General features: G+C 71.9%; 24 protein-coding genes and 1 pseudogene. 13 read left to right on the top strand and 12 right to left on the bottom strand.

What is annotated here, in order from left to right:
- Positions 1 to 198: 198 nt before the first annotated feature.
- Both ACWDYJ_RS08850 and ACWDYJ_RS08845 read left to right on the top strand, forming a co-directional pair.
- Entirely contained in the window at positions 199 to 1,170 is a 972-nt protein-coding gene (locus ACWDYJ_RS08850; protein WP_451564795.1) for a zinc-binding dehydrogenase, read from the top strand.
- A gap of 451 nt (positions 1,171 to 1,621) precedes the next feature.
- On the top strand, positions 1,622 to 2,668 hold the full coding sequence (locus ACWDYJ_RS08845) for a DUF5954 family protein (RefSeq protein WP_451564794.1): 1,047 nt from the start codon (positions 1,622 to 1,624) through the stop codon (positions 2,666 to 2,668).
- A gap of 162 nt (positions 2,669 to 2,830) precedes the next feature.
- Here ACWDYJ_RS08845 and ACWDYJ_RS08840 read toward each other — a convergent pair.
- Positions 2,831 to 3,340: pseudogene (locus ACWDYJ_RS08840) on the bottom strand (LacI family DNA-binding transcriptional regulator); the annotation flags it as partial.
- Positions 3,341 to 3,675: 335 nt separating this feature from the next.
- Between ACWDYJ_RS08840 and ACWDYJ_RS08835 the strand changes: the two are divergent.
- On the top strand, positions 3,676 to 3,906 hold the full coding sequence (locus tag ACWDYJ_RS08835; protein ID WP_451564793.1) for a chaplin: 231 nt from the start codon (positions 3,676 to 3,678) through the stop codon (positions 3,904 to 3,906).
- Between the two features lie 216 nt (positions 3,907 to 4,122).
- Entirely contained in the window at positions 4,123 to 4,437 is a 315-nt protein-coding gene (locus tag ACWDYJ_RS08830) for a hypothetical protein (RefSeq protein WP_451564792.1), read from the top strand.
- Between the two features lie 85 nt (positions 4,438 to 4,522).
- Here the strand turns inward: ACWDYJ_RS08830 and ACWDYJ_RS08825 are convergent, their stop codons facing one another.
- The 5 genes from ACWDYJ_RS08825 to ACWDYJ_RS08805 all read right to left on the bottom strand — a co-directional run bounded on the left by ACWDYJ_RS08825 (position 4,523) and on the right by ACWDYJ_RS08805 (position 9,593).
- Positions 4,523 to 5,155 (bottom strand): hypothetical protein, encoded by a 633-nt coding sequence (locus ACWDYJ_RS08825; protein WP_451564791.1) that lies wholly within the window; start codon positions 5,153 to 5,155, stop codon positions 4,523 to 4,525.
- A gap of 347 nt (positions 5,156 to 5,502) precedes the next feature.
- A complete protein-coding gene (locus tag ACWDYJ_RS08820) occupies positions 5,503 to 6,774 on the bottom strand; it encodes a ricin-type beta-trefoil lectin domain protein (RefSeq protein ID WP_451564790.1) in 1,272 nt (423 codons plus the stop codon).
- A 285-nt stretch (positions 6,775 to 7,059) separates the two neighbouring features.
- Positions 7,060 to 7,581 carry a hypothetical protein gene (locus tag ACWDYJ_RS08815; protein ID WP_451564789.1) on the bottom strand — a complete coding sequence of 174 codons (522 nt, stop codon included), beginning with the start codon at positions 7,579 to 7,581 and terminating at the stop codon, positions 7,060 to 7,062.
- 246 nt (positions 7,582 to 7,827) lie between these two features.
- A complete protein-coding gene (locus tag ACWDYJ_RS08810; RefSeq protein ID WP_451564788.1) occupies positions 7,828 to 8,478 on the bottom strand; it encodes a hypothetical protein in 651 nt (216 codons plus the stop codon).
- 65 nt (positions 8,479 to 8,543) lie between these two features.
- Positions 8,544 to 9,593 carry an aldo/keto reductase gene (locus tag ACWDYJ_RS08805; protein ID WP_451564892.1) on the bottom strand — a complete coding sequence of 350 codons (1,050 nt, stop codon included), beginning with the start codon at positions 9,591 to 9,593 and terminating at the stop codon, positions 8,544 to 8,546.
- A 166-nt stretch (positions 9,594 to 9,759) separates the two neighbouring features.
- Here ACWDYJ_RS08805 and ACWDYJ_RS08800 point away from each other — a divergent pair, with 166 nt between their 5' ends.
- Both ACWDYJ_RS08800 and ACWDYJ_RS08795 read left to right on the top strand, forming a co-directional pair.
- Positions 9,760 to 10,572, top strand: coding sequence for a polysaccharide deacetylase family protein (locus ACWDYJ_RS08800; protein ID WP_451564787.1), 813 nt, complete (start codon positions 9,760 to 9,762; stop codon positions 10,570 to 10,572).
- 170 nt (positions 10,573 to 10,742) lie between these two features.
- Entirely contained in the window at positions 10,743 to 11,735 is a 993-nt protein-coding gene (locus tag ACWDYJ_RS08795; RefSeq protein WP_451564786.1) for an RICIN domain-containing protein, read from the top strand.
- A 140-nt stretch (positions 11,736 to 11,875) separates the two neighbouring features.
- Here the strand turns inward: ACWDYJ_RS08795 and ACWDYJ_RS08790 are convergent, their stop codons facing one another.
- The 3 genes from ACWDYJ_RS08790 to ACWDYJ_RS08780 form a co-directional block, all read right to left on the bottom strand.
- Positions 11,876 to 12,301, bottom strand: coding sequence for a peptidoglycan-binding domain-containing protein (locus ACWDYJ_RS08790; RefSeq protein ID WP_451564785.1), 426 nt, complete (start codon positions 12,299 to 12,301; stop codon positions 11,876 to 11,878).
- 195 nt (positions 12,302 to 12,496) lie between these two features.
- Complete coding sequence (locus ACWDYJ_RS08785; RefSeq protein WP_451564784.1) at positions 12,497 to 13,657, bottom strand: hypothetical protein; 1,161 nt, start codon at positions 13,655 to 13,657, stop codon at positions 12,497 to 12,499.
- A gap of 170 nt (positions 13,658 to 13,827) precedes the next feature.
- A complete protein-coding gene (locus ACWDYJ_RS08780; protein ID WP_451564783.1) occupies positions 13,828 to 14,211 on the bottom strand; it encodes a VOC family protein in 384 nt (127 codons plus the stop codon).
- Positions 14,212 to 14,445: 234 nt separating this feature from the next.
- On the opposite strand from ACWDYJ_RS08780, the gene ACWDYJ_RS08775 reads away from it, so the two are divergent.
- The 5 genes from ACWDYJ_RS08775 to ACWDYJ_RS08755 all read left to right on the top strand — a co-directional run bounded on the left by ACWDYJ_RS08775 (position 14,446) and on the right by ACWDYJ_RS08755 (position 19,818).
- Positions 14,446 to 14,712, top strand: a complete 267-nt coding sequence (locus tag ACWDYJ_RS08775) for a hypothetical protein (RefSeq protein WP_451564782.1) — start codon at positions 14,446 to 14,448, stop codon at positions 14,710 to 14,712.
- Between the two features lie 238 nt (positions 14,713 to 14,950).
- A complete protein-coding gene (locus ACWDYJ_RS08770; RefSeq protein ID WP_451564891.1) occupies positions 14,951 to 16,465 on the top strand; it encodes an ABC transporter substrate-binding protein in 1,515 nt (504 codons plus the stop codon).
- Positions 16,462 to 18,192, top strand: a complete 1,731-nt coding sequence (locus ACWDYJ_RS08765; protein ID WP_451564781.1) for an ABC transporter permease subunit — start codon at positions 16,462 to 16,464, stop codon at positions 18,190 to 18,192. Before ACWDYJ_RS08770 ends, ACWDYJ_RS08765 begins: the two co-directional genes overlap by 4 nt.
- On the top strand, positions 18,182 to 19,147 hold the full coding sequence (locus ACWDYJ_RS08760; RefSeq protein ID WP_451564780.1) for an ABC transporter ATP-binding protein: 966 nt from the start codon (positions 18,182 to 18,184) through the stop codon (positions 19,145 to 19,147). Before ACWDYJ_RS08765 ends, ACWDYJ_RS08760 begins: the two co-directional genes overlap by 11 nt.
- A complete protein-coding gene (locus tag ACWDYJ_RS08755) occupies positions 19,144 to 19,818 on the top strand; it encodes an ATP-binding cassette domain-containing protein (RefSeq protein WP_451564779.1) in 675 nt (224 codons plus the stop codon). Before ACWDYJ_RS08760 ends, ACWDYJ_RS08755 begins: the two co-directional genes overlap by 4 nt.
- Positions 19,819 to 19,982: 164 nt before the next feature.
- Here ACWDYJ_RS08755 and ACWDYJ_RS08750 read toward each other — a convergent pair whose 3' ends face one another.
- From ACWDYJ_RS08750 to ACWDYJ_RS08740, 3 genes are all read right to left on the bottom strand, one after another.
- A complete protein-coding gene (locus tag ACWDYJ_RS08750; protein WP_451564778.1) occupies positions 19,983 to 20,342 on the bottom strand; it encodes a transglycosylase family protein in 360 nt (119 codons plus the stop codon).
- 235 nt (positions 20,343 to 20,577) lie between these two features.
- Positions 20,578 to 22,296: an Imm49 family immunity protein gene (locus ACWDYJ_RS08745; protein WP_451564777.1), complete on the bottom strand. Its 1,719-nt coding sequence runs from the start codon at positions 22,294 to 22,296 to the stop codon at positions 20,578 to 20,580.
- A gap of 114 nt (positions 22,297 to 22,410) precedes the next feature.
- A complete protein-coding gene (locus tag ACWDYJ_RS08740) occupies positions 22,411 to 22,608 on the bottom strand; it encodes a hypothetical protein (RefSeq protein ID WP_451564776.1) in 198 nt (65 codons plus the stop codon).
- Positions 22,609 to 22,733: 125 nt separating this feature from the next.
- On the opposite strand from ACWDYJ_RS08740, the gene ACWDYJ_RS08735 reads away from it, so the two are divergent.
- On the top strand, positions 22,734 to 24,389 hold the full coding sequence (locus ACWDYJ_RS08735) for an FAD-dependent monooxygenase (protein WP_451564775.1): 1,656 nt from the start codon (positions 22,734 to 22,736) through the stop codon (positions 24,387 to 24,389).
- A 60-nt stretch (positions 24,390 to 24,449) separates the two neighbouring features.
- Entirely contained in the window at positions 24,450 to 25,640 is a 1,191-nt protein-coding gene (locus ACWDYJ_RS08730) for an MFS transporter (protein ID WP_451564774.1), read from the top strand.
- Positions 25,641 to 26,006 lie beyond the last annotated feature (366 nt).

Below are 26,006 nucleotides of genomic sequence, written 5' to 3'. Positions count from 1 at the left end.
GTGGCGCCGTGAGTCCATCGCGCAGCACACCACCGCCGCGGCGTGTGGCCGTCCTTCGCCGTGTTCGTGGGCGCGAGTTCCTGACCGGCCGGCGGGTGAAGGGCGCCGCAGTGGTTCTTGACCTCAACCGCACTTGATGGTTGAGGCTCAGGGCACGGCCATTGGAGAGTCCGTTGGCCCGACCGGAGGATGAGTGCCATGCGCGCGACACAGGTGATCGGGTTCGGCGGTCCGGAGGTACTGGTTCCGGTGGAGGTGTCGGAGCCGGTAGTGGGGCCGGGTCAGGTGCTGGTCGCCGTAGCCGCTGTGGACACGATCTATGTGGAGACCCAGGTGCGCAGGGGCTGGGGCCGGGCGTTCTTCCCGGTCACTCCGCCCTACGTGCCGGGCGGCGGCATCGCCGGTACCGTCCTCGCGACCGGCGAGGGCGTGGACCCGGCGTGGACCGCCCTGCGGGTCGTCGCCTCCATCGGCTTCACCGGCGGCTACGCGGAGCTGGCCGTGGCCCCGGCCGAGGCGCTGGCCGTGGTGCCGGACGAGGTCTCCTTCACCGACGCCGCGGCCCTGGTGCACGACGGCGCGACGGCGGCCAAGCTGCTGGCCACCACGGGCGTCCGGCCCGGCGAGCAGGTGCTGATCGTCGGCGCGTCGGGCGGCATGGGCACCGTGCTCGTCCAGTTGGCGAAGGCCGCGGGCGCAAGGGTCGTCGGCGTGGCGCGCGGCGACCGCAAGACCGCTCTGGTCCGGGAGTTGGGCGCGGATGCCGTCATCGACGCGGCCCACCCCGCCTGGGTGGATCAGGCCCGCGAGGCACTCGGCGGCGCGGGCGCGGATGTCGTTCTGGACGGGGTGGGCGGCGAGGTCGGCCTGGCCGCGTTCGCCCTGGTCGCGAACGGCGGCCGGTTCTCGGCCCACGGCGCGCCGACGGGCGGCTTCGCTGCGGTGGATCCGGTGGATGCGGCGGCCCGGGGAGTCCGCCTGCTCGGTATCGGAGACATCCAGCTGACGGACTCCGAGCACGCCGAACTCGCCACGCAGGCCCTCCACGCGGCAGCGAAGGGCACCCTGCGCCCGGTGATCGGCGGCACGTTTCCCCTGGAGCGCGCGGCATCGGCGCACGAGGCGATCGAGTCCCGGGAGCTGCTGGGCAAGACGGTGATCACCATCTGACGTGCGAGAGGCCGACTCGATCGACCTGGCCGACTCGGTCGAGGAAACACGGGTACGGGGTCGGAGGGGACCCCCTTCCACCCAACGGGCACGGACGCAGCGAGCCGCCACCTGCGGCATCGGCGTGCTCCCAGCGCCGGCCCGCGAGTCCCTTTCCGGCTCCCCGGAGCCGTGCTGTCGTGCGCGACCGTCCCCCTGTCTGTCAGGCACCGCAAATGAACGTCCGGGAGGGAGCTCGCGCTGGGGACCTGGCTGCGGCTCGCCCGGACGGCCCGCAGGCGCGGCCGCAGCCTCTCGGCGATGCGTTCGGAGCCCGTTGGGATGTCCGGGCCGTGCCGTGTGCGAGACGCGGGAGGGCTGGGGAATGAGCGAATCCGCGGCGGCGTCGTCCCGTGATCGGCAGGATGGGGGCATGGACCGTGGGGATGTGGGGCCGGGCAGGTCGCGGCCGATGGTAGTGCGGGTGCCGGTGGAGCCGGTGGAAGCCGCGGTGGAAGCCGACGCGGTCGACGCCGTGGCGCGGGCGGGCGATGTGGTGGTGCGCGGCCCGTTGTTCGGGGTGGCGGCGCAGAGCGCCGGGGACGGGCAACGGTGGCGGGTGGTGGCCGCGGTGACGGCCGGCTGCCCGCAGCAGGCGCGCGACGAGCTGAACTCGCGGTTGTGGTTCCGCGCGAAGGACGAGGCGCACGACAGGGCCGAACGGCGCACACTGCTGGCGGCGGTCGCCCGGCTGGAGAGCGAGCGGGTCGACGAACTGGCCGTGGCCGGGACCCGGTACCGGGTCGTGCGCGCCGAGGAGTACGCGGGCGCGGGCCCGGACGGCATGGAACAGCCGCGCCCGACCGATCCGGAGCCGCCCGTCCCCGACTGGGACCGCGCCGCCAAGGGACCGGAGATCGATGACGGCCTGGTCCTGGACCCTGACGCGCCGGTCACCCCCACCCAGGCCCTTGAACAGCTGGCGCTGCGCGGCCTGTGCTACACCGGTGAACGGTTCCCCGAGGACGTGCGCGCCGACGCGCGGCGGGCACTCGACACCCACCCGGACGTCCTGCTCCTGCCCCCGACGTTCGGGGTCGTGGAACGGACCGCGAGCGGCTGGAAGCCGATCAGCGGCCCGCACGCGACCGCACACGCCGCCCGCAAGTCGCTGGACTTCGCCCTGACGTGGATGTGGCCGCGTATGCAGGGCCACATCCCCCACGACGCCGACCCGCACACCGACGCCCGCACCTGGACAGCGGGCGACGGGGCGTCGGCCGGCCCGCGGGGCACGGAGCTGGCCGCGTACGCCGAGGCCGCCGACGCGCTCCGGGCCGGGCGCGTCAACCGGCTGGAGTTCCAAGGCGCCGTGTACCAGATCGTCCGCACCCGCCGCCTGCTGCGCTGGGGCCCCGACGGGCCCGAGGGCCCGCGCCCGTCCGACGTCAACAGCCAGGACCCCACACGAATCCACCTCACGCTCGACGAGGACGGCCGCGTCCTCCCCGAAGACTGACCCGGGACAGTGACGCCCGTGGTCGAACGCGACAGGCCGAGCCGCCGACCGATCACGAGGGCGGCCGGGCGCTGGGTGGAGGCGGCGTGAGAGGTGGCAGGCGAGGGTGTCGGCCCCGGCCGTCAGGATTGTCCAAGGGGACGTTCGTCGAAGATGCGTGAGGAAGATGCGTGAGAGCGTGGCTGACATGGCGTCGTAGCTGCCGTCGCACGGGCGGTGCAGCACGCGTACGCCGAACTCGCGGGCGCGTCGGCGCAGCCCGTGCTCGGCGAATCCGGTGTGCCGCTCGTACACCGCGGCTGCCTCCCCGACCACCGCGACCTCCCGGTGCCCCAGCTCCGCGAGGTGCTCCACGCACAGCGCACCCGTCGCGGTGAAGTCGAGATCGATGCGGGTCAGTCCGGTGGCGTCGGCCGGGAGGCCGATGAGGACGGCGGGCCGGCCGGTCTCACGGATCAACGGCAACCGCTCGTCGTGGAGTTCCACGTCCATGAGGATCATCGCGTCGGCGAGCGCGCGGGCACCGGCGTTCGGGTGATAGCCGAGCTGCCGGATGGAGCCCAGCACCCGCTCCCGGGTGGAAGCGGAGATCGACCTCTTGCCGCTGAGGACGTAACTCACCGTGCTGGCCGAGACTCCGGCGTGCTTCGCGACCTCGGCGAGAGTGACCATTCGGCTCTCCGGAACAGGCTCTTGGCAGCGTGGTGAAGCGCTTCGACTCCTTTGCTTTTGACCTTGGACATCCTGCCAGGAAGGTATCCATAAGTCCGTCGAAGCGCTTCGACACACCCGCCCCAGGTCGGCCGCTCGACGCCACGGTACGGCAGGGGAAGGCGCGGGGCGGACCGTTCGTCCGGGGGAGCCCGGAAGCGCCGTCGTGGTCCGGGCCGCCGCGCGGCGGGTGCGCCCGGGTGTGGCGACACGCCCCTCATCCGACCAATGGCGGCCATTGAGGCAACGGCAGGGGTGTGATCGTGGTCCGTCCCGCCTCAACACCTGGGAGAGACATGCGCATCCGTATCGCCATCGCCGCAACGCTTCTGGCCGTCGGCACCCTCGCGGCCACCGGTGTAGCCGCCGCCGACTCCGATGCCCTGGGCGTCGTCGCCAACTCGCCCGGCGTCCTCTCCGGCAACCTCGTCCAAGTCCCCGTCCACGTTCCCGTCAACGCCTGCGGAAACAGCATCAACGTCATCGGCCTCGTCAACCCGGCTGCCGGTACCTGCGTCAACGCCTGAACGCCCCGCGCAACCGCCTGAGCCCGCCCTCGAATCGCGCCTCGGGCAGTGCCATCCGCCCGCGCCGACTGCCACGGGCTCGGCACACTCCGGCCTCCGCGCATACCCGCGCGGGGGCCGGCCTGTGTGACCTCCCGGCCGGTGCCCGCGCGTCAAATCCACGATGCACACCGCGATTGATCACCTGATCAGCCCAATTGAATCTAATCTTCTTCCATGTCGGTCAACATCGAATTCAGCCTTACCGTCACCGGACTCAGGGACGACGACGAGGCGCACGAGGTCCTGCACACCCTCGTCGAGGTCATGCACGACGAGCGGATCCACGACCAGGTCAACCTGGGCATCGCATGGGAGGACGGCCAGCCCTTCGTGGCCGGGGAGACCGGCTTCCCGCTGAGCATCTCCCGCTTCCACCTCTGGCAGCCCGAGTTCGAAGGCATGGTCGTCTACGCCGTGAAGGAGGTGGCGCGGACCGCGAACGTCGCGCTGGACTGGGGTTACCCGGACGAGCGGGGTCCGGAGTGCTGACGACGTGTACAACCGCGGTAGTGGACGGGGAGCCGGACCCCGTCTGAGCGCACCGTCCGGCAGGGTGGCGGACGCCTGCCCCGGATCAGCCGATCGGGCGCCGGACCTCCTCACGTACCTTGAGAGTCGTCTTGGCGGCTTCGTCGAGGTCGACGGACCGTGGGTCCTGCAGCGAGGTCTCGGGCGTGATGATCGCGACCGAAGCCCCCGTGTTCTCGTCGGCCCAGGAACACATCGGCAGGGTGGCCGTGGCGCCCTCCTGTGCCGAGGTCAGCACTTGGCAGGTCAACGTCATGCCGGAGCCGGCAGGCGTGATGTCCCTGGCGGGGACCGCCAGAGTGGCGCCGTCGGCGTCGGCGGCGCCGGCCATCATCTTGCGGCGGACACTCGCGGGGTCCTTGAACTGGCCGTACATTCCCGAGAAGACAAGGACGCTCGTTCCCGTCGGGGAGTCGGACGTGTACTGGCCGACAGCCGGCTTCGGATTGCGGACCTTCGCGTCGTAGGCGCCGTCCAGCGCTTCCTGGCCCTTGGTCTGCGACAGGTCCTGGGCCAGCTCGAACGTGCCGTCGAGGACGGTCTCGGGCACCGTGAGCTGGTACGCGGCGTCAGGAAAGCCCGCTCCGCTCGACCGGGACCCGGCCTCGGCCAGCCGGTTCACCACGATCCCGATGAGGGTGAGCCCCACCAGCGAGGCCGCTACGATACCTATCACCATGCCGGTCCGGTTCTTGAGCGGCGGCGGCCCGATCGGCGGTTGCCCCCAGGGCCCCGGCCCTTGGCCCGGGTACGGCTGAGGCGCGTAGGGGCCCGGGTGCGGCGGCTGATGCTGTGAATGAGGCGAGGGCTGCGGGGCATACCCCTGTCCGCCGTACGGCTGGGGACGCTGCGGGGGCCCGTACGGACCGGGGGTGTGAGGAGGCGGGGGCATGGTCATGATCAAACGCTACGTCAGGCGTACGGGCGCCGTTCGACCGGCGTGCCCTTCGCCGCGCAGGCGGGAGAGTCCGGTCCCGCCCGGTGCGCCGTACCGCCCGGGTACGACGCACGGGGGTGGGCCGGGGGCTACTTCGGTGTGACCCAGACCTGGCGCTTGTTCGTGTTCGCCGTGTACAGCTGGACCACGGTGCCGTTGGCGGTCGCGCCGCCCGTCACGTCGAGGACCTTGCCCGACGCCACGTGGACGATCTGGCCCTTGGCATTGACCGACCAGCGCTGCGCGGGCGAGCCGTTGCAGTCGTAGAGGCTGATCTTGTTGCCGTTGGTGCTCGCGTTGCGCGCGTTGTCCAGGCACTTGCCGAACGCGCGGAACGTACCGTCCTTGCCCAGGATCCACGACTGCGCCGCGGAGCCGTTGCACGTGTAGAGCTGGATCTGCGTGCCGTTGGCCGGCTTCCCGCCCTTGACGTCAAGGCACTTGGCGCCGAGCCCGCTCACCTTGCCCTGGGGGGACAGCACGGCGCCGGCGCCCGCCGCGAGGTGGCGCAGGCCCTGTACGTCGAACTGCTGGACGTAGGTGCCCGCGCGCTTGTCCTGGTAGGCGTACGCGGGTGAGCACATGACCGGGAACTGGCCGGAGTCGGTCCCCTTGACGCAGTCGCTCTTGTTCAGGCTGCGGTTGGCGTGCGCCAGGCCCAGCGTGTGGCCGAGCTCGTGGCTGATGTGGTTGCGCATGTACGTCTCGCCCATGGCGGCCGTCGGCTTGCCGGCCGAGGTGAAGAACTCGCTGTCTATGTAGGCGTGTCCGCTGGTCACGGTGGCGGCCACGGAAGAGCTGGTGAAACCGCAGCTGAGGTTCGCGCTGCCGGACCCGTCGCGGACCACCTTCCAGCCCGTGCTGCCCATGCTGCCTTCTCCGGCCGGCGGGAGGCACGGGCGGTGCAGGACCCCCATGACGACTTCGCCCTTGGGCCTGGCGTAGTCCCAGCCGACCGGCTTCGTGTCGACGGTGACCGGCAGGTTCGTGATGCGCTGGAGGTCCGCGGCGGAAGCCCGTACGTACGGGCCCAGCCAGTCCGCGGACTTCTGGTCGTAGAACTTGATCGTGTAGCCGGTCTGCAGCCACTTGGTCGCACCGGCCAGCTTCCACCCCGCGCCCTGGGGCGGTGCGGGTGCGGCGGCCATGGCCGACCGCGTCGCGGGCCGGGCCTCCGCGCCGAGCGACATGACGCCGTTCTTGAAGGCCGTGCTGTCGCTGCTGTAGATGGCGGAGTGCTCCGCGTGGGAGTCGGGTGCCTCCGCGGTCGGCGGCGCCGCCTGGGAGTTCGCGGTCTCCGGCGCTGTGTTTGCGGTGTCTTCGGTGCCGAACGCGCTGGAGGGGACCTGCAGAGTTGCCACGATCGCCGCCGCGGCCGTCGCGGCAACGATGGATATCCGGTGCTTGCCTGTCAATCGCAAGTGCTCGTTGCCCTCTCATCAAGAATCAGTTCCCGCCGACCCTGCGATGGCAGGGGCGGCGGGAATCGAATAGATGATAGGCCAATACGCCAAACGCTCATGCAGGCAGCCGAGTTGGCGACCAGGCGCCTGTCGGCGCGGCCCCAGCGCAACGTCGGCGGGAGCGACGAGGCACGCGAGGGCCGGCCCGATGGGCGGGAAAATCGGCAGCTCGGCGGTCTTGCCCTACCGGGCCGCGGGGAGGCGTTCGGCCTCGGGCGCGGTGGGCTGGGACGGGATCAGGGGGGCGGCCTCGCGCGGCGGGGTGCCGAGGCGGATCTCCTCCATCCCCCGGCTCAGCCCCTTGCGCAACAGGCGGCCCGGGGGGCGCTCGACCAGGCGGTGGATGGCCAAGGAGACCGTCACCATGAAGGGACGAGGAATCCGATCGCGCTGATCACGTGCGCGGGCCAGGTGGGTAGCTGATCCGCCGTGCTCCGGCCGAGATCGGTGATCAGGCGCGCCCTCCCATGGCCCTGCGCGAGCGGGAACTGGAGGACGACAACGGCCCACAGGACGGCGTTCGGTTGGGTTGATCTCGACGAAGAGCGTCCAGTACGCGTCGTTCATCCCGCCCTGCAGCATCGAGAGGTTCACGATGACATCGCTGTACGACGCGATGGCGCGGACCTCGGGCCAGCCGAACAGCACGCGGGCGGTGAAGGCCACGGCGGCCCAGTAGGCGGGGAAGAGCCGCTTGCCGGCCACCGGGAAGACAGGCGCTCGCGAGGACCGCGTAGTGGTAGAAGAGCACGGCGAGCGCGCCAGGATCCGGAGACCGTCCAGTGCTGCCGGGCGGGACCCGGGCCCGGCGCCCCCTCCCGGCGAGTGGCCGTACCGCCGGGACGGCGTGGTTGATCTGCGCGTGCTCACGCCCGGGGCCACCTCAACTACGTACTGGCACTGTACATGTCACTCGCACGCAGGCCCCGGGAGGCCGGAGCTCGGGCGCCGCTACTCCTCGTCGGTGGTCTCAGCGGCCTTCGGGCAGGTCACCTTGCCGAACTTCGAGGTGACGGTGTACGTGTCGTTGGGTACCCCGGTGAATTCGAAGAAGCCGTCCTGGATCGTCATGGTCGTGTCCACGACGGCGCCGGTGGAGTTCTTCAACGTGACCGTCTCGGCCTCCGGGAATCCCCGGCCGGATACGCCGAAGGTCTGGCCCGGTCCCTGGGTCACGGTGCACTTGATCGCGGCTTCCTCATCCGACACGAACCTCGGGCAGACCGCACTGCCGGAGCTTCCATCGGCGCGGTAGGTGCCGTTCGGCAGCCCGGTGACCTCGAAGAAGCCTCCCGTGATCGCCGTGGTCACGCGCACCACGTTGCCCTGCGCGTTCCGCACACGGATCCTGTCGCCCTCCTTGAATCCTTCGCCCGACACCCCGAAGAGATCACCAGGACCTTCTGACAACATGCAGGTGGCGCTGGGTACGACCCGCACCGCCGCGTCAGCCGTTGACATGCTGACGGCGGTCAGTCCACTGAACGCCACGGCCGTCGCCACCGCGGTCGACAGGATTTTCTTCCTCATGAGCTTCTCCTTTCCTCGGCAAAGATCAGGCGAAGCCAGCGTGGCAAGGAGGGCATGACGGAAACGTGACACCGGCGTGTCGAGGACCGATGACTGCCCAGGGGTGCCCCCGGGCAGCCCGCCCCCTGGTCAGAGCACTAGCCGGCGGCCCGGTCGGTCAGTGTCCGCCGCCGCTGGGCTGCGTCGGCCAGGGCCGGCGGTCGCCAGACACCGTCCGGGTGGTAGAGATTCACACCCGGCGGCACGATCTCGTCGATCCGGTCGAGCGCCGCGTCGTCAAGGACCAGCTCGGCGCCCTTGACCAGCGACTCCATCTGCTCCATGGTCCGCGGACCGATGATCACCGAGGTGACGGCCGGGTGGGCGACGGGGAAGGCGACGGCCAGTTCCGGAAGCGTGCAGCCGATTTCCTCGGCCAGCCCCACAAGCTGCTCCACGGCCTCCAGCTTGGCCGTGTTGCCCGGGATCGCCGGGTCGAACCGCGCCGGTGTCAGCGCGGCCCGGCCGGAGGTCAGGTCGACGGGCCCGCCGAGCCGGTATTTCCCACTCAGGAAACCGGAGGCCAGAGGACTCCAGGTCAGCACACCCATTCCGTACCGGCGGGCCACCGGCAGTACACCGGCCTCGATGCCGCGCGCGAGGATCGAGTACGGCGGCTGCTCGGTCCGGAAGCGGGGCAACGCTCGCCGCTCGGCGACGTGGTGCGCCTCGACGAGTTCCTCGGCCGGGAAGGTCGAGCATCCGAAGGACCGGATCTTCCCGGACCTGACGAGGTCGCCGAGGACGGACAGCGTCTCCTCGACATCGGTCGCATGGTCCGGCCGGTGCACCTGGTAGAGGTCGATCCAGTCGGTGTCCAGCCGCCGCAGGCTGTCCTCCACCGCCCGCACGATCCAACGGCGCGAGTTTCCGCTCCGGTTGCGCCCCTCCCCCATCTGGAAGTGAACCTTCGTGGCAAGCACGACGTCGTCACGCCGGCCCTTCAGCGCCTTGCCCACGATCACCTCGGACTCGCCGGCGGAGTACATGTCGGCGGTGTCCACGAAGTTGATGCCCTGGTCGAGCGCGGCATGGATGATCCGCACGCACTCCTCGTGGTCCGGGTTCCCCACCGCACCGAACATCATCGTGCCCAGGCAGTGGGCACTCACCTCTATACCGGTCCCGCCCAGGTTTCTGTATCGCATGGTCATGCGGCCGCACTCTAGGAGTTGGAGCGCCCTCAAGGTCAAGGCCCTTCCCGTCGGCCAGACGGCGGCATCACCCAGGTGCGCGGGACAGGCTGCGGGCGTGGCGCTCCCCGCTCTCGCATAGTCGTGGCAGGCCCGTACCGGCGGGCGTCGTGGGAAGGGAGTGGCCGTGGTGGAGACGGGACGTCGCGCCGCGTTGGCATCGCTTGTGGCCGCGGGGCTGGTCCCGTGTTCCGGCGCGGTGGCGGCGGGGCGCGGAGCGGGACCCTCCGGCGGCCCTTTCGCCGGGTCCGAACGGGTGCTTGCGCCGAAGGGCCCTCGTCCGCCGGATGAACTCCTCGGCGGTGAGATCCGCCGGATCCCCACGTCCCGAAGAGTCATGGCGCTCACCTTCAACGCCGCATGGGACGAAAGCGGGATCGACTCCGTCCTGGCCGAGCTGCGGCGGCGGAAGGTGTCCGCCACGTTCTTCCCGACCGGCCAGTTCGCCGACGCCCACCCCGCGGCCGTTCGCGCCATGGCCGCCGCACACGGCCTCGGCAACCACTCCTACAGCCACCCGTACTTCGACGACCTCAGCACGGTGCGGCGGTCGGACGAAGTGCGTCGCGCGGACGCGGCGATCCGCAACGCGTCCGGTACGGAGCCCTTGCCGTTCTTCCGGTTTCCCTACAGCAGTACCACCGCTCGGTCGATCGCCGACATCAACGACCTCGGCTACGCGGCGATCGAGTTCACCACCGACACCAACGGCTACCTCGGCCCGAAAGGCGGCATGAGCGTGGCCAAGGCGGTCGAGCGGGCGGTCGATGCCCTCACTCCCGGAGCGATCCTGCAGATGCACGTCGGAAGCACCGGCGCCGACGGCGGCATCGTCATCGACGCCCAGGCCCTGCCCCGGATCATCGACGCGGCGCAAGCCGAAGGCTACGAGATCATCGACCTCCGCCGACTCCTGACCACGGCACCGGACTGAAGCCGGCCAGCCGGCGCCTGGTCGGCGGCCGATGCCGCTCGGCCGCCTGCCGGGAAACGGCCCGTCGCGATGCCGGGCAGGGGCCCGGTCGGGCGGCTCGAGAGGATGTGGCGGCGAAGGACCGGAATCCTTCTGTCCCCGGGCGGGCGGGAGGGGGAAGGATCGCGGCCATGACCGAGCCAGCGTTACCGGATCCCGGCACCGCCCGGAACGCCGCCGAGTTCGCCGCTCTCCTGCGGGAGCTGCGGCGCAGATCGGGGCTGACCTACCGCGAGCTGGAGAAACGCGCCGCCCAGCACGGCGAGGTACTCGCCCGCAGTACCTTGGCGGCGGCGCTCCGGCACGACCTGCTGCCGCGCCCCGAACTGCTGGTGGCCTACCTCGTCGCGTGCGGGCAGCGGCACGACATCGGGCGATGGCTGTCCGCTCGCGCGCGCATCGCGGCCGTGGCACCCGAGGAGACACTGGCGCGGGCACCGTCCGAGCCCCCGCGGCAGGTCGGGGCCGCGCCGGGGCCGAACCGGTCGGCCGCCCGGCGCAAGCGGCTGCGGCGCCCGGCCGCCATGGTGTCGCTGCTGGTCCTGGTACTCGGCTGGATCATCGCCGCCGACCAGGTCGGCGAGAGGCTCGGCGGCGCCGCGGTCGACGCCACCCCGGGGGCTCCGGCGCCGGTCGCGCCGGGCACCTACCGGATCCGCTCGACGGATTCCGGCCTCTGTCTGTCCGAGCCCGACGGCGAGGACAGCGGCGGCCGCGTCCAGCAGTCGAACTGCGACGGCAGCGTTCCGACGTACCTGCTGGAACCGGCCGGCGGCGGACAGCACCTGATCCGTACGCTCCACCCCGTCTTCGGCCGCGGCTGTCTGGGGGTGGCCGGAGGCAGTGTCCAGGACGGCACGCAGCTGATGCACGACTACTGCGGCCGCCGGGGGACCGGTGAGCGGTTCCGCCTGGAGCCTTCCGGCGCACCGCAGGGCGGCTTCCGCATCCGGCCGGTGCACACGGGCGCGTGCGTCACCGTCCCCGGCGGTACGAGGACACCGGGCGCGCGCGTCCTCCAACTCGCCTGCGCGGCCGGAACCCCCGTACCCGGCAGCGGCCAGACCTTCGCCCTCGACGCGGTCCCGGCGCCCACGCCCATCCCCGACATCACCACGAACTAGCCGGGTGCCGGGTGACCCCGGCACCCGGCAAGGCTACGTCTCGGCGCGCGCTCGTCGCAGGCTCAGCGGGCGCCGGTGTCGCGGTACTTGGCGCCCAGGCAGACGTGGACGCGGACGGTGGTGTCCACGTGGGTCCGCGCTCAGGCGCTGCGCAAGGCGCGCCAGGTGGCCGGGCCGACGATTCCGTCCGCGGCGATCCCGCCCCAGTTGCTCTGCAGGGTCCGGACCGCGGCCTTGGTCGCACTGCCGTACTGCCCGTCGACGGACACCTTCGGGCCGGGGTAGTAGGCGTGGTTGTTGACCAGGCACTGGATCTCCCGCACCCGGTTGCCGGTGGCCCCGGGGCCGACCTCGACGTTCCAGGCCCAGCTGTAGCCGGCGGTGAAGCCGGCGTAGTTCTCGGACACGCGCAAGCGGATGTCGCACACCGCGTCGGCGCTCGGCACGGTGACGGATCCGCCCGGCCGCGCCTGCGGCGCGGCGGAGGCCGTGGTGGTTCCCAGGCCGAGGATCAGCGCGGCGCCGCCCAGCGCGGCGGCGGCCCGTAATGAGATGCGCTTGGTCATCGAACTCCCCTGATGTCGTTGAGGCGTGTAGGCCTCGGTCGCCGAGGAGCCTGGTGCGCCGGCCCCCGCCGCGACAAGCGTCCTCGCTGTCCAGGACTGTCCCGGACAGGGAGGCACGCGCGGGCGGGGCAGCCGAACGGGGTCCTGCGAGCGGTGTACGACAGCAGCTCCGGGCAGTGCGGCGCACCGCCCCCGTCAGTGGTCTCCGGCAGCTTCCACGGCCTGATCGGCCCAGGCGCTTCGGGGAACGCGACGGATCCAGCGGGCGAGCACCGTCCTGTCGTCGGCCACGACCAGGGTGCGGTTGAAGTGGGACGGCAGGCAGGGCTCGGTGGGCGAGGGCTCCTCCACCTCGACCCGCATCACTCCGTTGCCGATGCCGGGCAGGTCCGCGCCGATACGCAGAGGCAATTCGGCGGCGGCGCGCACGGCCGCGGGCGACGGGGGCCGGGCACCGACAGCCGCGGCGGCGAGGACTTCGTAGGGGTCGACATCGGTGACCGCCCGGCTCAGATGCGCCATCCCTCCGGACCTGCCGTTGACCTCCAGGACGCGCAGTTCCCCCGCCTCGACAGCCAGGTCGATCTGCCACGCTCCGCGCGGTGTGATCGCACCGGTGACGTCGGCGATGAAGGTGTCGAGGCCACGCCGAGCGGCTTCCGGAAGCCCGGTGGGCATCACCCGAGTGCGCCATCCCGGTTTGCACCGCTCGTCCAGGGACCCGAACGAAGCGACCGGCCACCGGAGCGTGCGCCCTTCGTGGGTGAACAGCTCGATGCCGAACTCCTCACCCTTGCAGAAGGCCTGGACCACAACGGGGAAGTCCATGCCCTGCGTCGTGGTCAGGCCCTCGGCCTCGGTGAGGTACCAGCGTCCCTGCCACGGGACCGACCGGCCCGTCTTGACGATGACCGGCGGCCCGAGCTCGTGCAGCGCCGCGCGTACCTGCGCCCGGTTCTCGCAGATGATGCCGTCGGGCACCGGCCAGCCGCGTTCCAGTGCCAGACGGTGAAAGAGGACCTTGTCCGACACGGCCTCGGCGAACGCCCGCGAGTGGACATGAACGTGCAGGTCAGCACCGTTCGCCTGATGTCCCGCCACGGCGAGCGCGTGCAGGAGCTGTTCTTGTTCGAGCGGGTACAGACTCGGCACGACCACCTGTGCGCTGGTGTCCGCCCACAGAGCGAGGATCTCGTCGACGCCCGCCTCTGCCGCGAGGTGCCGATAGCCCACATCCGTGCCCAGGTGGGCCCGGACATCGGTGGGACCGCACAGCCAGATCCGCTGCGCGCCACGGCGCTTGAGCGCCGTGACGAGCCGGTCCGCGCGGTAGTGCCCCATGATTGCGACGTCCATCCACTCTGACTTCCCCGAACACCCGTCGCCCCGAACACCCGGCCGTCGTGGTTCGCCCTATCGAGGCAGAGGAGGAGGTCAGCGCGCCGGCCGTCGGCGGGAACGGTCCACTCGGGCGGTGACGGCACGGGCGGCGACAGTACGGCTCAGGTCGTGCCGTCGCCGTCCCCTCACCCGGGGGACTCGTCGAGGACGGACAGGACGTTGCCCGCCGGGTCCTTGAACCAGGCGATGGAACCCATGCCGTCCTCCTGGCTGACGATGCCCTTCTCGTTCGCCTCGAACCCCTCGTACCGCTCGAACCGGACTCCCCGCGCGGTGAGCTGGTCGACGGCCTCCTCGACGTCATCGACGGGGAAGTTGAGGATCGTGAAGGTGGCGGGCTGGTGGTTGTCCTTCGGATAGACCAGGACCTTGTTGTCGCCCGCGAGGTTCAGGAACAGCATGCCCTTGTCCTGCGAGACGCGAAGACCGAGCGTTTCGCCGTAGAACTCCTTGGCCTTGCCCAGGTCGTCGACCGAGAATCCGCTGAATGCCTTGGCGCCTTCCAACATGGCCACTCCTTCGACGTCCGACACGCGCGAGTACCCCGTTTCCCATGCTCCTCCCGCGCCCGACCGCCGTCGACCGGTGGCGGTCCCGCCGGCCGCCGGCGCCCCCGGTACCACAGCCGTCCGCCCGACTACGCAGAGCTCCCGTGGCAGGGGCTCGGGCCTCGGGTCGGGGCCGGCCGGAAGCGCGCGTGCTCCTTCGAGCCGGATCTGCTCCTGAAGCACCACACTGGAGCCATGAACGATCAGCGCTTTCCCCTCGACGGCACCAGCGCCGGCTTCGCCCCGACCGATGTCCGCGCACGCCACTACCGCCACAACCTCCGTTACGAGAACCCGGCGGGGAAAGCCTGGACGAGCCACGAGGGGCACACCCTGCGCGCTCTGTCCGGCCTCACCGTCGTCACGTGCGCCTGCGGCCTCGTGACCGAGGCGCTGCCGAGCGACGAGGCCCGGCTCGTCTACGAGGAACACCGCAATGTGATCCGTGACGAGACGGGATGAAGCCGACCGGTGGCCGAGCTGAGCCGTCCGTGGAAGGTTCCGGCCGACCCGGGCGTGGCGTGAGCCCACTGGGCGCCGGCCCGGCGCCCGGCCCGGGCCGTCGGGCCGCGGGGTTGCCCTCGGCCCGATGAGAGCGCGGGCACCGGCCGGCACCCGGCACGGCTTTCTGAAAATGATTGTCATTCTGTTAGGGTCTCCTCACCACCGCACTTCACATCCCGTTGGGGACCCGTTGCACCTGCCAGAAAATATCCGCATATTCCGCCGCGGTCTGCTGTCCGCGATCACCCTGGGCACCTCCTCCCTCCTGCTCACCGGCTGTTTCGTGGACGGCGGTTCGAGCGCCGACGGCTCCGGCGATGGCCGGATCCGCGTCGCGATGATGCAGCCGCCGCGCTCCGGGCTGTCGCCGCTCTCCGACGACGCCTTCAAGCTGTCGCGCTGGTCCACCGCCGAGACACTGGTCAAGCTGGATGCGGACGGCAACGCCCGGTCCGCGCTCGCCACAGCCTGGAAGCAGTCCGGAACGACCTGGACCTTCACCATGCGCGAGGGCGTGACCTTCCACGACGGCACCGCACTCACCGCCGAGTCGGTCGTGAAGTCGCTGGCCGCCGCCGCGCGTGCCATGCCCAAGCCCCGTATCCTCGACGGCGTCGACCTCTCGGTGCGGGCCACCGACGCGCACACCGTCGCCGTGACCACCGCCACCCAGGACCCTCTCGTGCCGCAGCGCCTCAGCTCGCCGCAGCTGTCGATCCTGGCCGCCAAGGCGTACCAGGGCAAGACGGTGAGCCCGGTCGGCACCGGCACCGGTCCCTTCGAACTCGTCAAGGTGGGCGGCACCGCCACGGCTACGCTCAACCGCTACGACGGTCACTGGGGCGGCAAGGCCAAGGCCGCCGGCATCGATGTGAAGTTCGTGCCGGACGGCACCGCTCGGGCGGCCGCGCTGCGCAGCGGCGAGGCCGACATCGTGGAAGCGGTGCCGGTCTCGCAGGCCAGGCTGCTCGACCAGAAACTGATCACCCAGGTGCCGATGCCCCGTACGAACACCCTCTACCTCAACACCGGGAGCGGCCCCTTCAAGGACGCGGGGCTTCGCGCGGCGGCGCGCGGAGCCATCGACGCCGACAAGATCGTGGGGAGCGTCTACGAGGGACGGGCCGACGTCGCCCACGGCCTCCTCGGGCCCGCCCTGCCGTGGGCCGCGAAGCTGCGCGAGCCCCTTCAGCGCGCCGCGGCCGGCGATCCGGGCGGAGCCGAGATCACGATCGGCACGTTCACCGACCGGGCCGAACTGCCGGAGGTCGCGCAGATCCTCCAACAGCAGCTCCAAGCCGTCGGGTTCAAGGTCAAGCTCGATGTCCGCGAGTACGCCCACATCGAAGCGGACGCGCTGGCCGGGAAGTTCGACGCGTTCATCCTGTCCCGGGCCACCGTCCTCGACTCCGGTGACGCGGCGGCATACCTCTACAGCGACTTCGCGAGCGAGGGCTCCTTCAACATCTCCCAGCTCGCCGACCCTGCCGTCGACGCGAAGCTGACCGCCGCCTCGCACGGTGTGGTGGGCGACGCGCGGCGCACGGCGATCGCCGCGGCAGAGGCGGCCGTGCTGGCCACCGACGCGGCCGTGCCGATGCTGCACGAGCGAGTCGTCCAGGGTGACGCCGCCCACGTCATCGGCGCCGCGCACGACCCGCGCGAGCGCGAACTCGTCACGATCGACACGTACGTCACGTCCGTCACATGAGAGCGGGACTGACCAGGGCGGCCGCACTGGCCGCCGTACTGACCACGGTCGGGCTCCTGCCCTGGCTGTCCGGCAGGGACCCGGCGCTCAGCCTGCTGCGCGCGAGGTCCGCCGAGCAGGAGCCGACGGCAGAGGCACTGGACGCCATCCGCGCGGACCTCGGGCTCGACGCGGGACCGCTCGGCCTGCTCGGGCAGTGGGCGGCCGGTCTGGTGCGGGGCGATCTGGGGGCTTCCTGGGTGTCCGGCACGGACGTACTGCCTTCGGTGACCGCCGGACTGCGGGTGTCACTGGCGCTGATGGCCGCGGCTCTGCTGATCGCGCTGCTGGTGGGGGCGGCGCTGGCCGCTCCCGCCCTGATCCGCGAGCGGCGCCCTTCGGGAGCGGCGGCCTCGATCGTCGCCGCCCTGCCCGAATTCCTGCTCTCCACCCTCCTGTTGATCGTGGTCGCCGTGTGGCTGGGCTGGCTGCCCACCTCGGGCTGGACCGGTCCGGCCCATCTCGTGCTGCCCGCGCTCGCGCTCGGCATCCCGGCGGGCGGCCTCCTCGGCCGGCTGGTCTGCGACGCGCTGCCCGCCGTCATGGAGGAGCGCTGGGTGGAGCTCTGGCGCGGCGCGGGCGTCGGGCGGGGCCGGGTCGCGGCCGCCGCGCTGGGGCGCGTCCTGCCGCCGCTGGTGCCGCAGTTCGGGATGGTCTCGGTCGGCCTGACCGGAGGCGCGGTCGCCGTCGAGACGATCTTCGCGATCCCGGGGCTCGGCCGCAGCGCCCTCGGCGCGGCCAAGTCCCAGGATCTGCCGCTGCTCCAGGGCTCGGTCCTGGCCCTGCTCGCACTGGGCCTCCTGGTGGGCGCCCTGTCGTCGGCGCTGCGGCGCCGCCTGCTCGGGCCCGCGCTGCGCGACGCGGCTCTCACCCTGCCCGCCGCGCATCCGGTGCGGGTGCCCCCGGCCGTCCCGGTCGTCCTCGGTGTGGTCCTCGTCGGAGTCGTCGGCTGGGGACTGCTGCGGGATCCGTTCGCCATCGACACCGCCGCCCGCCTCGCCGCGCCCTCCCCGGGGCACCCGCTCGGCACCGACGCTCTGGGCCGCGACGTGCTGGGCCGGCTGGGGCACGGGGCCGCCTCCACGGTCGGCACGGCCGCCGCCGTCTGCCTGCTCAGCTACGTGGCCGCGCTCGCCCTGGGCTTCCTGCCGAACGTCGCCGCCGGGCTGTCCGACATCGCCAATGCGCTCCCCCCGGTGATCGTCGGCATTCTGGTGGCCGCCGCGACCGGACCGGGCACCGGTGGCGCGGCGCTCGCCGTGGCGCTGATCTCCTGGCCTCCGCTCGCCGCACACGCCGCCGCGCTGGCCCAGGAGGTGCGGGCCTCGGGCTTCCTGCCGGCCCAGCGGGCGATCGGCGCGAGCCCGGCCTGGATCCTGACCCGGCACGTGCTGCCGGCGGTGGCCGCGCCGGTGGCCCGCCACGCGGTCCTGCGCCTGCCCGGCATCGCGCTCGCCCTGGCCTCGCTCGGCTTCCTCGGGCTCGGCGCCCAGCCCCCGTCGCCCGAGTGGGGCCTGCTGCTCGACGAGTCCGCCGACTACGTCGAGCGGGCACCGGTCGCCGCGCTTGCCCCCGTCGTCGCCCTGGCCCTGCTCGCCGCGCTCGCCGTGTCCCTGTCGGCGCGCGGGGAGGGCCGCGCCGCAGGCCCCGTACGCACACGAAAGAAGGTGACTCCCGTTGCGGTCTGATCCGCTCCTCTCGGTGCGCGATCTGCGCATCGGCTTCGGCGGCGTCGAAGCCGTCCGCGGCCTCTCGTTCGACGTGCGGCCCGGGGAGGTCCTGGCCCTGGTCGGCGAGTCGGGGGCCGGGAAATCACTGACCGCCCGCGCCCTGCTGGGCATGGCTCCGCGCGGCGCGACGGTGTCCGGCCGTGTGCTGCTGCACGGCGAGGCGGTGACCGCCGCGCACTGGGGCAGGCGCATCGCGTACGTCCCCCAGGACGCGCTGTCCGCCCTCTCCCCCGTCCACCCCGTCGGCGACCAACTCGCCCTGGCCGTACGTTCCGTACAGGGGCTGTCGAGGAGCGAGGCGCGCGGGCGGGCCAGGGCCGCCCTGGAACAGGTGGGCGTCCCGGCCGCCAGGTCCGCCGCCCATCCGCACGAACTCTCCGGCGGCATGCGCCAACGTGCCGTGATCGCCATGGCCACGGTCAACGAGCCCGAGCTCGTCGTCGCCGACGAGCCGACCACCGCCCTCGACCCCGAGACGCAGGACCGGGTTCTGCGGGTCCTGGCGGAGCGGTGCGCGGCGACCGGCGCGGCCCTCGTCCTCATCACCCACGACCTCGGCGTCGTACGGACGCACGCCGACCGCATGGCCGTCATGTACGCGGGACGGCTGGCCGAACAAGGGCCGGTGGACCAGGTCCTGGAGCGGCCCCTGGCCCCGTACACCGCGGCCCTGCTCGCCTCCCTCCCCTCCGGTGGGCAGGACCCCAAGACCCGGTTGCCCGTCATCCCCGGACAGCCTCCCGCGCCCGGCGCCCTGCCGCCGGGCTGCGCCTTCGCGCCGCGCTGCGCGCACGCCACCGCCCGCTGCCGTGCCGAACGGCCCGAACCGCGCGTACCGCACGGGCTCCGGGGCCCGCACGAACCGCACGGGCGCGAAGTCGCCTGTCACCTCGACCTGCTGGAGACCGTATGAACCCGCTGCTCGACGTCCGCGATCTGGTCGTCCGGTACGGATCGGCGACCGCCGTCGACGGGGTGTCCTTCGACGTGCGTGCCGGAGAGACGGTCGCACTGATCGGCCCGTCGGGGTGCGGCAAGTCCTCCACCGCCACCGCCGTCCTTCAGCTGCGCCGCCCCCACAGTGGCGAAGTCTGGTTCGACGGACGCGAGTTGACGACCCTGAGCGAAAGGGAACTGCGCCCCGTCCGGCCTCGGCTACAGCCCGTCTTCCAGGATCCGTACGGCTCGCTCAGCCCGCGCCGGCGCATCCGCGATCAGATCGCCGAACCGCTGCGCGTCCAGGGCCGCTGGTCCGCCGCCACCGGACCGGACCGGGTCGCCGAACTCCTCGATCTGGTCGGCCTCGACACCTCCCACGGTGAGCGGCGGCCCCACGAGCTCTCCGGCGGCCAGTGCCAGCGCGCCGGAATCGCCCGCGCCCTGGCGAGCACCCCGGACCTCCTCGTCCTCGACGAACCCGTATCCGCCCTCGACCCCTCGCTGCGCGCCGGAATCCTGAACCTCCTCCTCGACCTCCAGGAACGGCTCGGCCTCGGCTACCTCTTCATCTGCCACGACATGGCCGTCGTCCGGCACTTCTGCGACCGCGTCCTGTCGATGCGCCAAGGAAGGCTCCTCGCGTGAGGGCGACGAACCCCGCGCTCGCCCGACTGCTGATCGTCGCTTCGCGCCGAGCGGCAGGACCGCCCTCCCGTCGCGGCGCGACGTCGTGGAGGGCTGCCCCGGACGGCGTGCCTATGAGCACGGACGACGGCTCCGCGGCGAAGCGGAGATGACCACCGGCTTGCCTACCGGCGCGCGCATGTCCAGGCTCCCATGCCCTGGATCGAGGCGAGTTTCCTGGCGGTCGCGATCTGCTCCGCCTTGGTGGCGAGGTCCGCTCGTGGCGCGTACTTGCGGCCTCCGGCGGCTTTCCAGCTCGACTGTGTGAACTGCAGGCCTCCGTAATGGCCGTTACCCGTGTTGGCGCGCCAGTTTCCGCTGGACTCGCACCGGGCGATGGCGTCCCAGTCGGTGCGGGGTTTGGAATGGAAAGCGGCAGCGTGGGCGCCGGAGATGTTGAACAGTACAGCCGGGAACAAAACCACTGCGCAGAGCAGCTTCCTGACGGTGCTTCCGGTTCGCTGGCTGTCCTGGTGACGAGACATTCAGTCCTCCTTCGCTGTTCGGGCACGCCTGCCTACAACAGCGGGCGGGCCCGCGTACGACCGTCGGGCCGTGCGTCCAGAACAGCACGCACCGCATGCCCCGTCGGCTCTTTCCGACAGGCGAACGGGTCACGCCACTCGAACGGAGCCACTCCCCTACCACACGTCCGCTCACATCACGGGCACCGCCGCCGGCAACCCGAGCCGCCGGGCTCGTTCACGGCGTGAGGTCGGCTCAGGCCCCCTGCACGAGGCGGCGCGGCAGATAGGGGGAGGAGACCCTGATGCTCCAGCCCCGGCGGCGAGCGTGGCACGTCAGGGCCAGCACGTCGAGGTTGATCGCGGCGTCGGAGCCGGTGGTGCGGTCGGCGACCTGGTAGTGGTCGCGGTGTGCTTCGAGGGCGTCGGCGAGGGCCAGATTGAAACTCTCCTCGTCGCCCTCGACGAGCTGGGACAACAGGACGCCGGGCGGGGGGAAGAAGCCCCAGCCCTTGACCTTCTCGCAGTCCCGCACCGCGCGTTCCGCGGCGGGTTCGGCCTCGCCGCCCCGCAGATAGTCGTGAAGGGCCTGCCGGTACGAGGCGCAGGCCGAGCCGTCTCCCTCGAGCCGGCTCGCGCCGCTGAGGACGAGCGCGGCGAGGTCCTCGCGGCGGCCGGTGATCAGGGCGAGGTTGGTGGCGGTCTGCCACGCGCCGGGGCCGGCCTCGTCGCCGTGGTAGGCGGGGTAGGCGAGCGTGTTTCCGTCGATGGTCACCTCGGCTGTGGCGCCGGGTTCGGCGAGGGTGGCCCTGAAGAGCGCGGCGCCCAGCTGTGAGGCGAGGCGCAGGTTCTCCATCTGCGGGTCCGTGGCATCGGCCGAGTGAGAGGCGCGTGCCTGGAAGTGGATGCTCTGGTAGTTCATCGCGCTCGACAGCCGCCCGGCATCAAGCGTCTCCCCGGCCTCAGGCGTGAAGGCCTCTCTGGTGTACTGCTCGACGAGGGCTTCACTGTCCGGGTGTATGGGCTGAGGATGTTCGGGCCGCTCGACCACCAGGGGACCGGCGGCCAGTTCGGCGACCGCGTCCGCGCGCCTGTCGCGGCCGAACTCCTTGACCCGGGGACCCGCTGTTTCGAAGCCGGTGACCAGGGCGCGCGGGAGGTAGGCCGTGTCGACGGGCGGCTGCCAGCCCTCACGGCGGTACGCGAGAGCGGCCAGGGCCAGGGGCAGCAGCGGGAGCAGGGTGCGGGCCGTGGTCCCGGGTCCGGACAGGGCGCCGTACGGGAGGAGCAGCTCGGTCAGCTCGGTGCGGAAGGCGTCCTGGTCGCCGGTGGCCAGGGCTCGCAGGGCGCGCAGCGCCACGCTGTGCGGCCGGCTCAGCGCCTCCTGGTCGCCGGCGCCCGCCCGGTCGTGGATCCGGGTGAGCGCGGCGTCGAGCGCGGCGAGCTTCTCCTCCTCGGAGGGCGGGACGTTCTGCTCGTCGTCGCCGAGGTCTCCGCTGACGTACGCCATCAGGCCGTTGACGAGCTCGACGACCGGAAGCCAGGCCTTCCCCTCCTGGGCCTTCTGGCGGGCGAAGTGGAATGCCTCCCCGTGGTGTCCCGTCTTGCCGGAGAGCACGGCCAGGCAGAAGGCGTCGACCAACTGGTGGGCGGTGACGGGCTCGGGGCTGCCGTCGGCCTCGTGCTCGTACCCGATCCCCCAGTTCACGTAGTTGAGGAAGACGTGGAAGGGGGCGTACGGGTAGTACGCGGCGTATGCCACCGCGCCGGCGGCGGCCTCGGTCGCGTCCGTGAGGACCGCCTCGGCCTCGGGGGTGTGAAGGTCGGGGTTCTCGACGGAGAGCGCGCCGAGGTAGTCGAGGAACTCCTCCGAGATCATCCACCAGTCGTAGGCGGTGATCGGGCCCGCCTTCGACATGGAATGGATCTGCCGGCCGATCCTGTTGGTGAAGTCCTCACGAGCCGCCTCAAGCATGGCTCGGCCCACCCGGTGTCGCTCGATTCGCACTGTCCCGCTCCCCGTGTACACGTTCTGACCTGGCCTCACCTTATGTCCGCGGTCTGACAACCGGCTTCTGCCCCTTGGTCGTCAGGTCGTGGACAGGGGCCGGTCCGGAGTCAGGTGGTTGGCGATCGACACCAGGAACTCGGTGCTGGCGTTCTGGACGGTGCTGCCCGGGCCCTGGGTCGCCACCGTCGCGATCGCGATCTTCTTGGACGGCAGATAGGCGACGGTTCCCGCATAGCCGGCGAATGACGGGTTCTGCAGGATCCAGGTGTTCTGCACGGCCAGTCCCAGGGCGAAGGAAGTGTTCGGCGAGATGGCGGAGTCCCCGGCTCGCCGTCCGTGCTTCGCCGGGCGACCATGGGGGGTGAGACCGACCGGAGGCCAGGCGACGCTGGGAGGCGCCCGTGGCGCACACCCGCAGCACCGACGTACTGATCGTGGGCGCCGGTCCGGTCGGGCTGAGCGCGGCCGCCGAACTGCGCCGCCACGCGGTGCGGTGCCGTCTCGTCGACCGGCTGCCGGCCCGCCTCCCGTACGCCAAGGCGGTCGGCATCCAGCCGCGCACCCTGGAGATCTGGGACCGGATGGGGCTGGCCCGCACCGTTCTGGAGGCTGCCGTTCCGCTGCGTGGCCAGCTGGTCTACGTCAACGGCCGGGAGCAGGCGCGGATCGACCTCTCGCTGCCGCCCGAGGTGCCGTACGGATTCGCCGCGCTGCCGCAGTACGAGACCGAGCGCCTCCTGGAGGAGTACGTCGCGGGATGGGGCACGGCCATCGAACGCAACACCGAGCTGCTGTCGTTCACCCAGGACGCGGACGGGGTCACCGCCCGGCTGCGCACGCCGTCCGGCGCCGCCGAGGAGGTCCGTGCCCGCTACCTGATCGGCTGCGACGGCGCGCACAGCGCCGTCCGCAAGGGGCTGGGCCTCACCTTCGAGGGCGGCGCCTTCCCCGAGGAGTACATGCTGGCCGACGTCGAGGCCGACTGGGACCTGCCGCACGGATACGGCGTACGGTCGAGCCACCGCGCCGACGACGGCTCCACCGACGACGTGCTGGTCTGCATCCCGCTGCCGGGCGCGGGCCGCTACCGCATGTCGATGCTGGTCCCGCCCGAACTCTCCACCCGGGCCACGGACCGGGCGCCCGCGCAGGGCGACGGCGTCGCGCACGGCCTGGACGGCAGCCGTGGCCCAGAGCTGTCCCACATCCAGGCCGTCGTCGACCGCCTCTCGCCCAGGCCGGCCGCCCTGTCCCACATGCGCTGGTCGTCCGTCTTCCGCATCAGCCACCGGATCGTCGACCGCTACGCCGACGACCGGGTCTTCGTAGCGGGCGACGCCGCCCACATCCACCCGCCCACCGGCGCTCAGGGCATGAACACCGGCATCCAGGACGCCTGCAACCTGGCCTGGAAGCTCGCCCTCGTCGTCCGTGGAGAGGCCGGGCCCGCCCTGCTCGCCAGCTACGACGCCGAACGCCGCCCGGTCGGTGAGGAGGTCGTCGGCCGGACGGTCCGCCACGCCACCCACGGCATGGAGGTCGAGCCCGGTAACGCATCGGCCCCGCGGACCCAGATGCTCCGTGAGGCGCAACTGCTCGTCGGCTACCGGGGCGGTCCGCTCGCCGGCGCGCCGTACGGGCCGCCGGACGCGCCCCAGCCCGGCGACCGGGCCCCGGACTGCGCCGGGCTGACCTCGCCCGTCGCGACCTATCCGCTGCGCCTGCTCGACGTCCTGCGCAGCCGCACGGGGCACGTGCTGCTTCTGTACGCGGCCGACACCGCCGGCCTGGCCGGGGCTGACGGGCCCGACGGGCCCGACGGGCCCGACCTGGAGACCGTCGCCGTCCTCGCGCGCGAGGCCGCACCGAACGCCCTCGACGCCCTGACCGTCCCCGGCTACCGCGACGCCTCCGGGCAGTTCGCCCGGCTCTACCGTCCCGACGGCCCGACCGGCTTCCTCGTCCGCCCGGACGGGCAGCTCGGCGCCCGCTTCCCCCTCGCCGACACCTCGGCGGCCCTGTCCGGCTACTTCGCGGCCCTGTCCGCCCGGACGTGAACAGCCGGGTCGGCCGCGCCGCGCCGGTGCGGTGCGGTGGACGGGGTTACCGTCGGCGGCATGGACAGTGATCGCCGAGGGTGGCGCCGTTGTTTTCTCGGCGGGGCGGTGTTCGCCGTCTGCATGGCCGGCACCACGCTGCCGACCCCGCTGTACAGCCTCTACCAGGAGAAGTTCGGGTTCTCCGAGCTGATGGTGACCGTCGTGTACGCCGTGTACGCCTTCGGGGTCATCGGTGTGCTGCTCCTGGCGGGCAACGCCTCGGACGCCATCGGCAGACGGCCGGTCCTGCTGGCGGGCCTGGGGTGCGCGGCGGTGAGCGCCGTCTGCTTCCTCAGTGCCACCGGACTGGGCTGGCTGTACGCGGGGCGGCTGTTGTCGGGACTGTCCGCCGGACTGTTCACCGGGGCCGCCACGGTGTACGTGATGGAGTTGGCACCGAACGGCGGCGTCTCGCGGGCCACGTTCGTGGCGACCGCCGCCAACATGGGCGGGCTGGGCTGCGGTCCGCTGCTCGCCGGAGTGCTCGCGCAGTACGCCGTCTGGCCCCTGTACCTGCCGTTCGCCGTGCACCTCGCCCTGCTGGCCGGCTCGGCCGCCGTCCTGCTGTGGCTGCCGGAGACCGTACGCGAACGGCGGCCGCTGAGCACCGTACGGCCGCAGCGGCCCGGCCTGCCCGTGCAGGTGCGGGCGGTGTTCGGGCCCGCAGCGATCGCCTCGTTCGTGGGGTTCGCGCTGTTCGGAGTGTTCACTTCGGTCAGTCCGGCATTCCTCGCGCAGTCCCTGGACGTGGACAACCACGCCGTGAGCGGGCTGGTCGTCGCGCTCGCCTTCTTCGCCTCGACCGCGGGACAGCTGGCGGTCGGCCGGGTAGGGGTGGAGCGATCGCTGCCGCTGGGCTGCGCCGGGCTCTTCGCCGGGCTGGCGCTGCTCGCGGGCGCGCTGCGGTGGGACATGCTGGCGCTGGTGGTACTGAGCGCGCTCGTCGGCGGAGCCGGGCAGGGGCTGTCATTTCGTGGGGCGCTGGCCGCGGTGGCCGGGGCGTCTCCCCCGGACCGCCGCGCATCGGTGGTCTCGACGCTGTTCGTGGTGGCCTACGCGGGTATCTCGGTGCCGGTGATCGGTGTGGGAGTACTGGCGGACCCGATGGGCCTGGAGGGTGCGGGGCTGGTGTTCATCGCGTGCATGGCCGTGCTCGTCTCGACCGCGGCCGTGTATCTGCTCCGGCGGCCGGTTCGGGCGAGGAAGTGAGCGCGTACGCACGCGGGTGAGGCGTACGGCGCCGGCTGCCCGGGGCTTCGGCCACGCAGGCGATGTCTGGCTCTCCAGCCGTGTGAAGAGCCGATGGTCACACCGAATCATGCTGTTCTGGACCCTCGTCCCCTGGCGCTCCCGTGTCCGGTCGAGAAGGAGAGTCCCGTGCCCCGTACGGTCCGCTTGCCGCGCGTCGCTGCGCGACCCCGACCTCCTGATCGCCCGCCTCCGCACCCCCCACCGCCCTAGGGAGTGTCGTCAAAGTAGCTCCGGCCGCCCGACTGTTCTTCGGTCTGCTGATCAACTGGCTGTCGGCCGCCCTCGCGCTCGGCGCGCTCCTCTTCTACGTCGTCGTCTACACGA

Source organism: Streptomyces sp. NPDC003042 (assembly GCF_053591315.1).
The sequence above is the reverse complement of the archived record's forward strand: the minus strand, read 5'-3'. Positions and strand labels throughout refer to the sequence as shown.

Bases quoted from the DNA above. Each gene is read 5' to 3' on its own strand.
- ACWDYJ_RS08850 (WP_451564795.1), top strand. From the start codon at position 199: ATGCGCGCGACACAGGTGATCGGGTTCGGCGGTCCGGAGGTACTGGTT.
- ACWDYJ_RS08845 (WP_451564794.1), top strand. From the start codon at position 1,622: ATGGTAGTGCGGGTGCCGGTGGAGCCGGTGGAAGCCGCGGTGGAAGCC.
- ACWDYJ_RS08835 (WP_451564793.1), top strand. From the start codon at position 3,676: ATGCGCATCCGTATCGCCATCGCCGCAACGCTTCTGGCCGTCGGCACC.
- ACWDYJ_RS08830 (WP_451564792.1), top strand. From the start codon at position 4,123: ATGTCGGTCAACATCGAATTCAGCCTTACCGTCACCGGACTCAGGGAC.
- ACWDYJ_RS08825 (WP_451564791.1), bottom strand. From the start codon at position 5,155: ATGGTGATAGGTATCGTAGCGGCCTCGCTGGTGGGGCTCACCCTCATC.
- ACWDYJ_RS08805 (WP_451564892.1), bottom strand. From the start codon at position 9,593: ATGCGATACAGAAACCTGGGCGGGACCGGTATAGAGGTGAGTGCCCAC.
- ACWDYJ_RS08795 (WP_451564786.1), top strand. From the start codon at position 10,743: ATGACCGAGCCAGCGTTACCGGATCCCGGCACCGCCCGGAACGCCGCC.
- ACWDYJ_RS08790 (WP_451564785.1), bottom strand. From the start codon at position 12,301: ATGACCAAGCGCATCTCATTACGGGCCGCCGCCGCGCTGGGCGGCGCC.
- ACWDYJ_RS08785 (WP_451564784.1), bottom strand. From the start codon at position 13,657: ATGGACGTCGCAATCATGGGGCACTACCGCGCGGACCGGCTCGTCACG.
- ACWDYJ_RS08780 (WP_451564783.1), bottom strand. From the start codon at position 14,211: ATGTTGGAAGGCGCCAAGGCATTCAGCGGATTCTCGGTCGACGACCTG.
- ACWDYJ_RS08775 (WP_451564782.1), top strand. From the start codon at position 14,446: ATGAACGATCAGCGCTTTCCCCTCGACGGCACCAGCGCCGGCTTCGCC.
- ACWDYJ_RS08765 (WP_451564781.1), top strand. From the start codon at position 16,462: ATGAGAGCGGGACTGACCAGGGCGGCCGCACTGGCCGCCGTACTGACC.
- ACWDYJ_RS08755 (WP_451564779.1), top strand. From the start codon at position 19,144: ATGAACCCGCTGCTCGACGTCCGCGATCTGGTCGTCCGGTACGGATCG.
- ACWDYJ_RS08750 (WP_451564778.1), bottom strand. From the start codon at position 20,342: ATGTCTCGTCACCAGGACAGCCAGCGAACCGGAAGCACCGTCAGGAAG.
- ACWDYJ_RS08745 (WP_451564777.1), bottom strand. From the start codon at position 22,296: ATGCTTGAGGCGGCTCGTGAGGACTTCACCAACAGGATCGGCCGGCAG.
- ACWDYJ_RS08730 (WP_451564774.1), top strand. From the start codon at position 24,450: ATGGACAGTGATCGCCGAGGGTGGCGCCGTTGTTTTCTCGGCGGGGCG.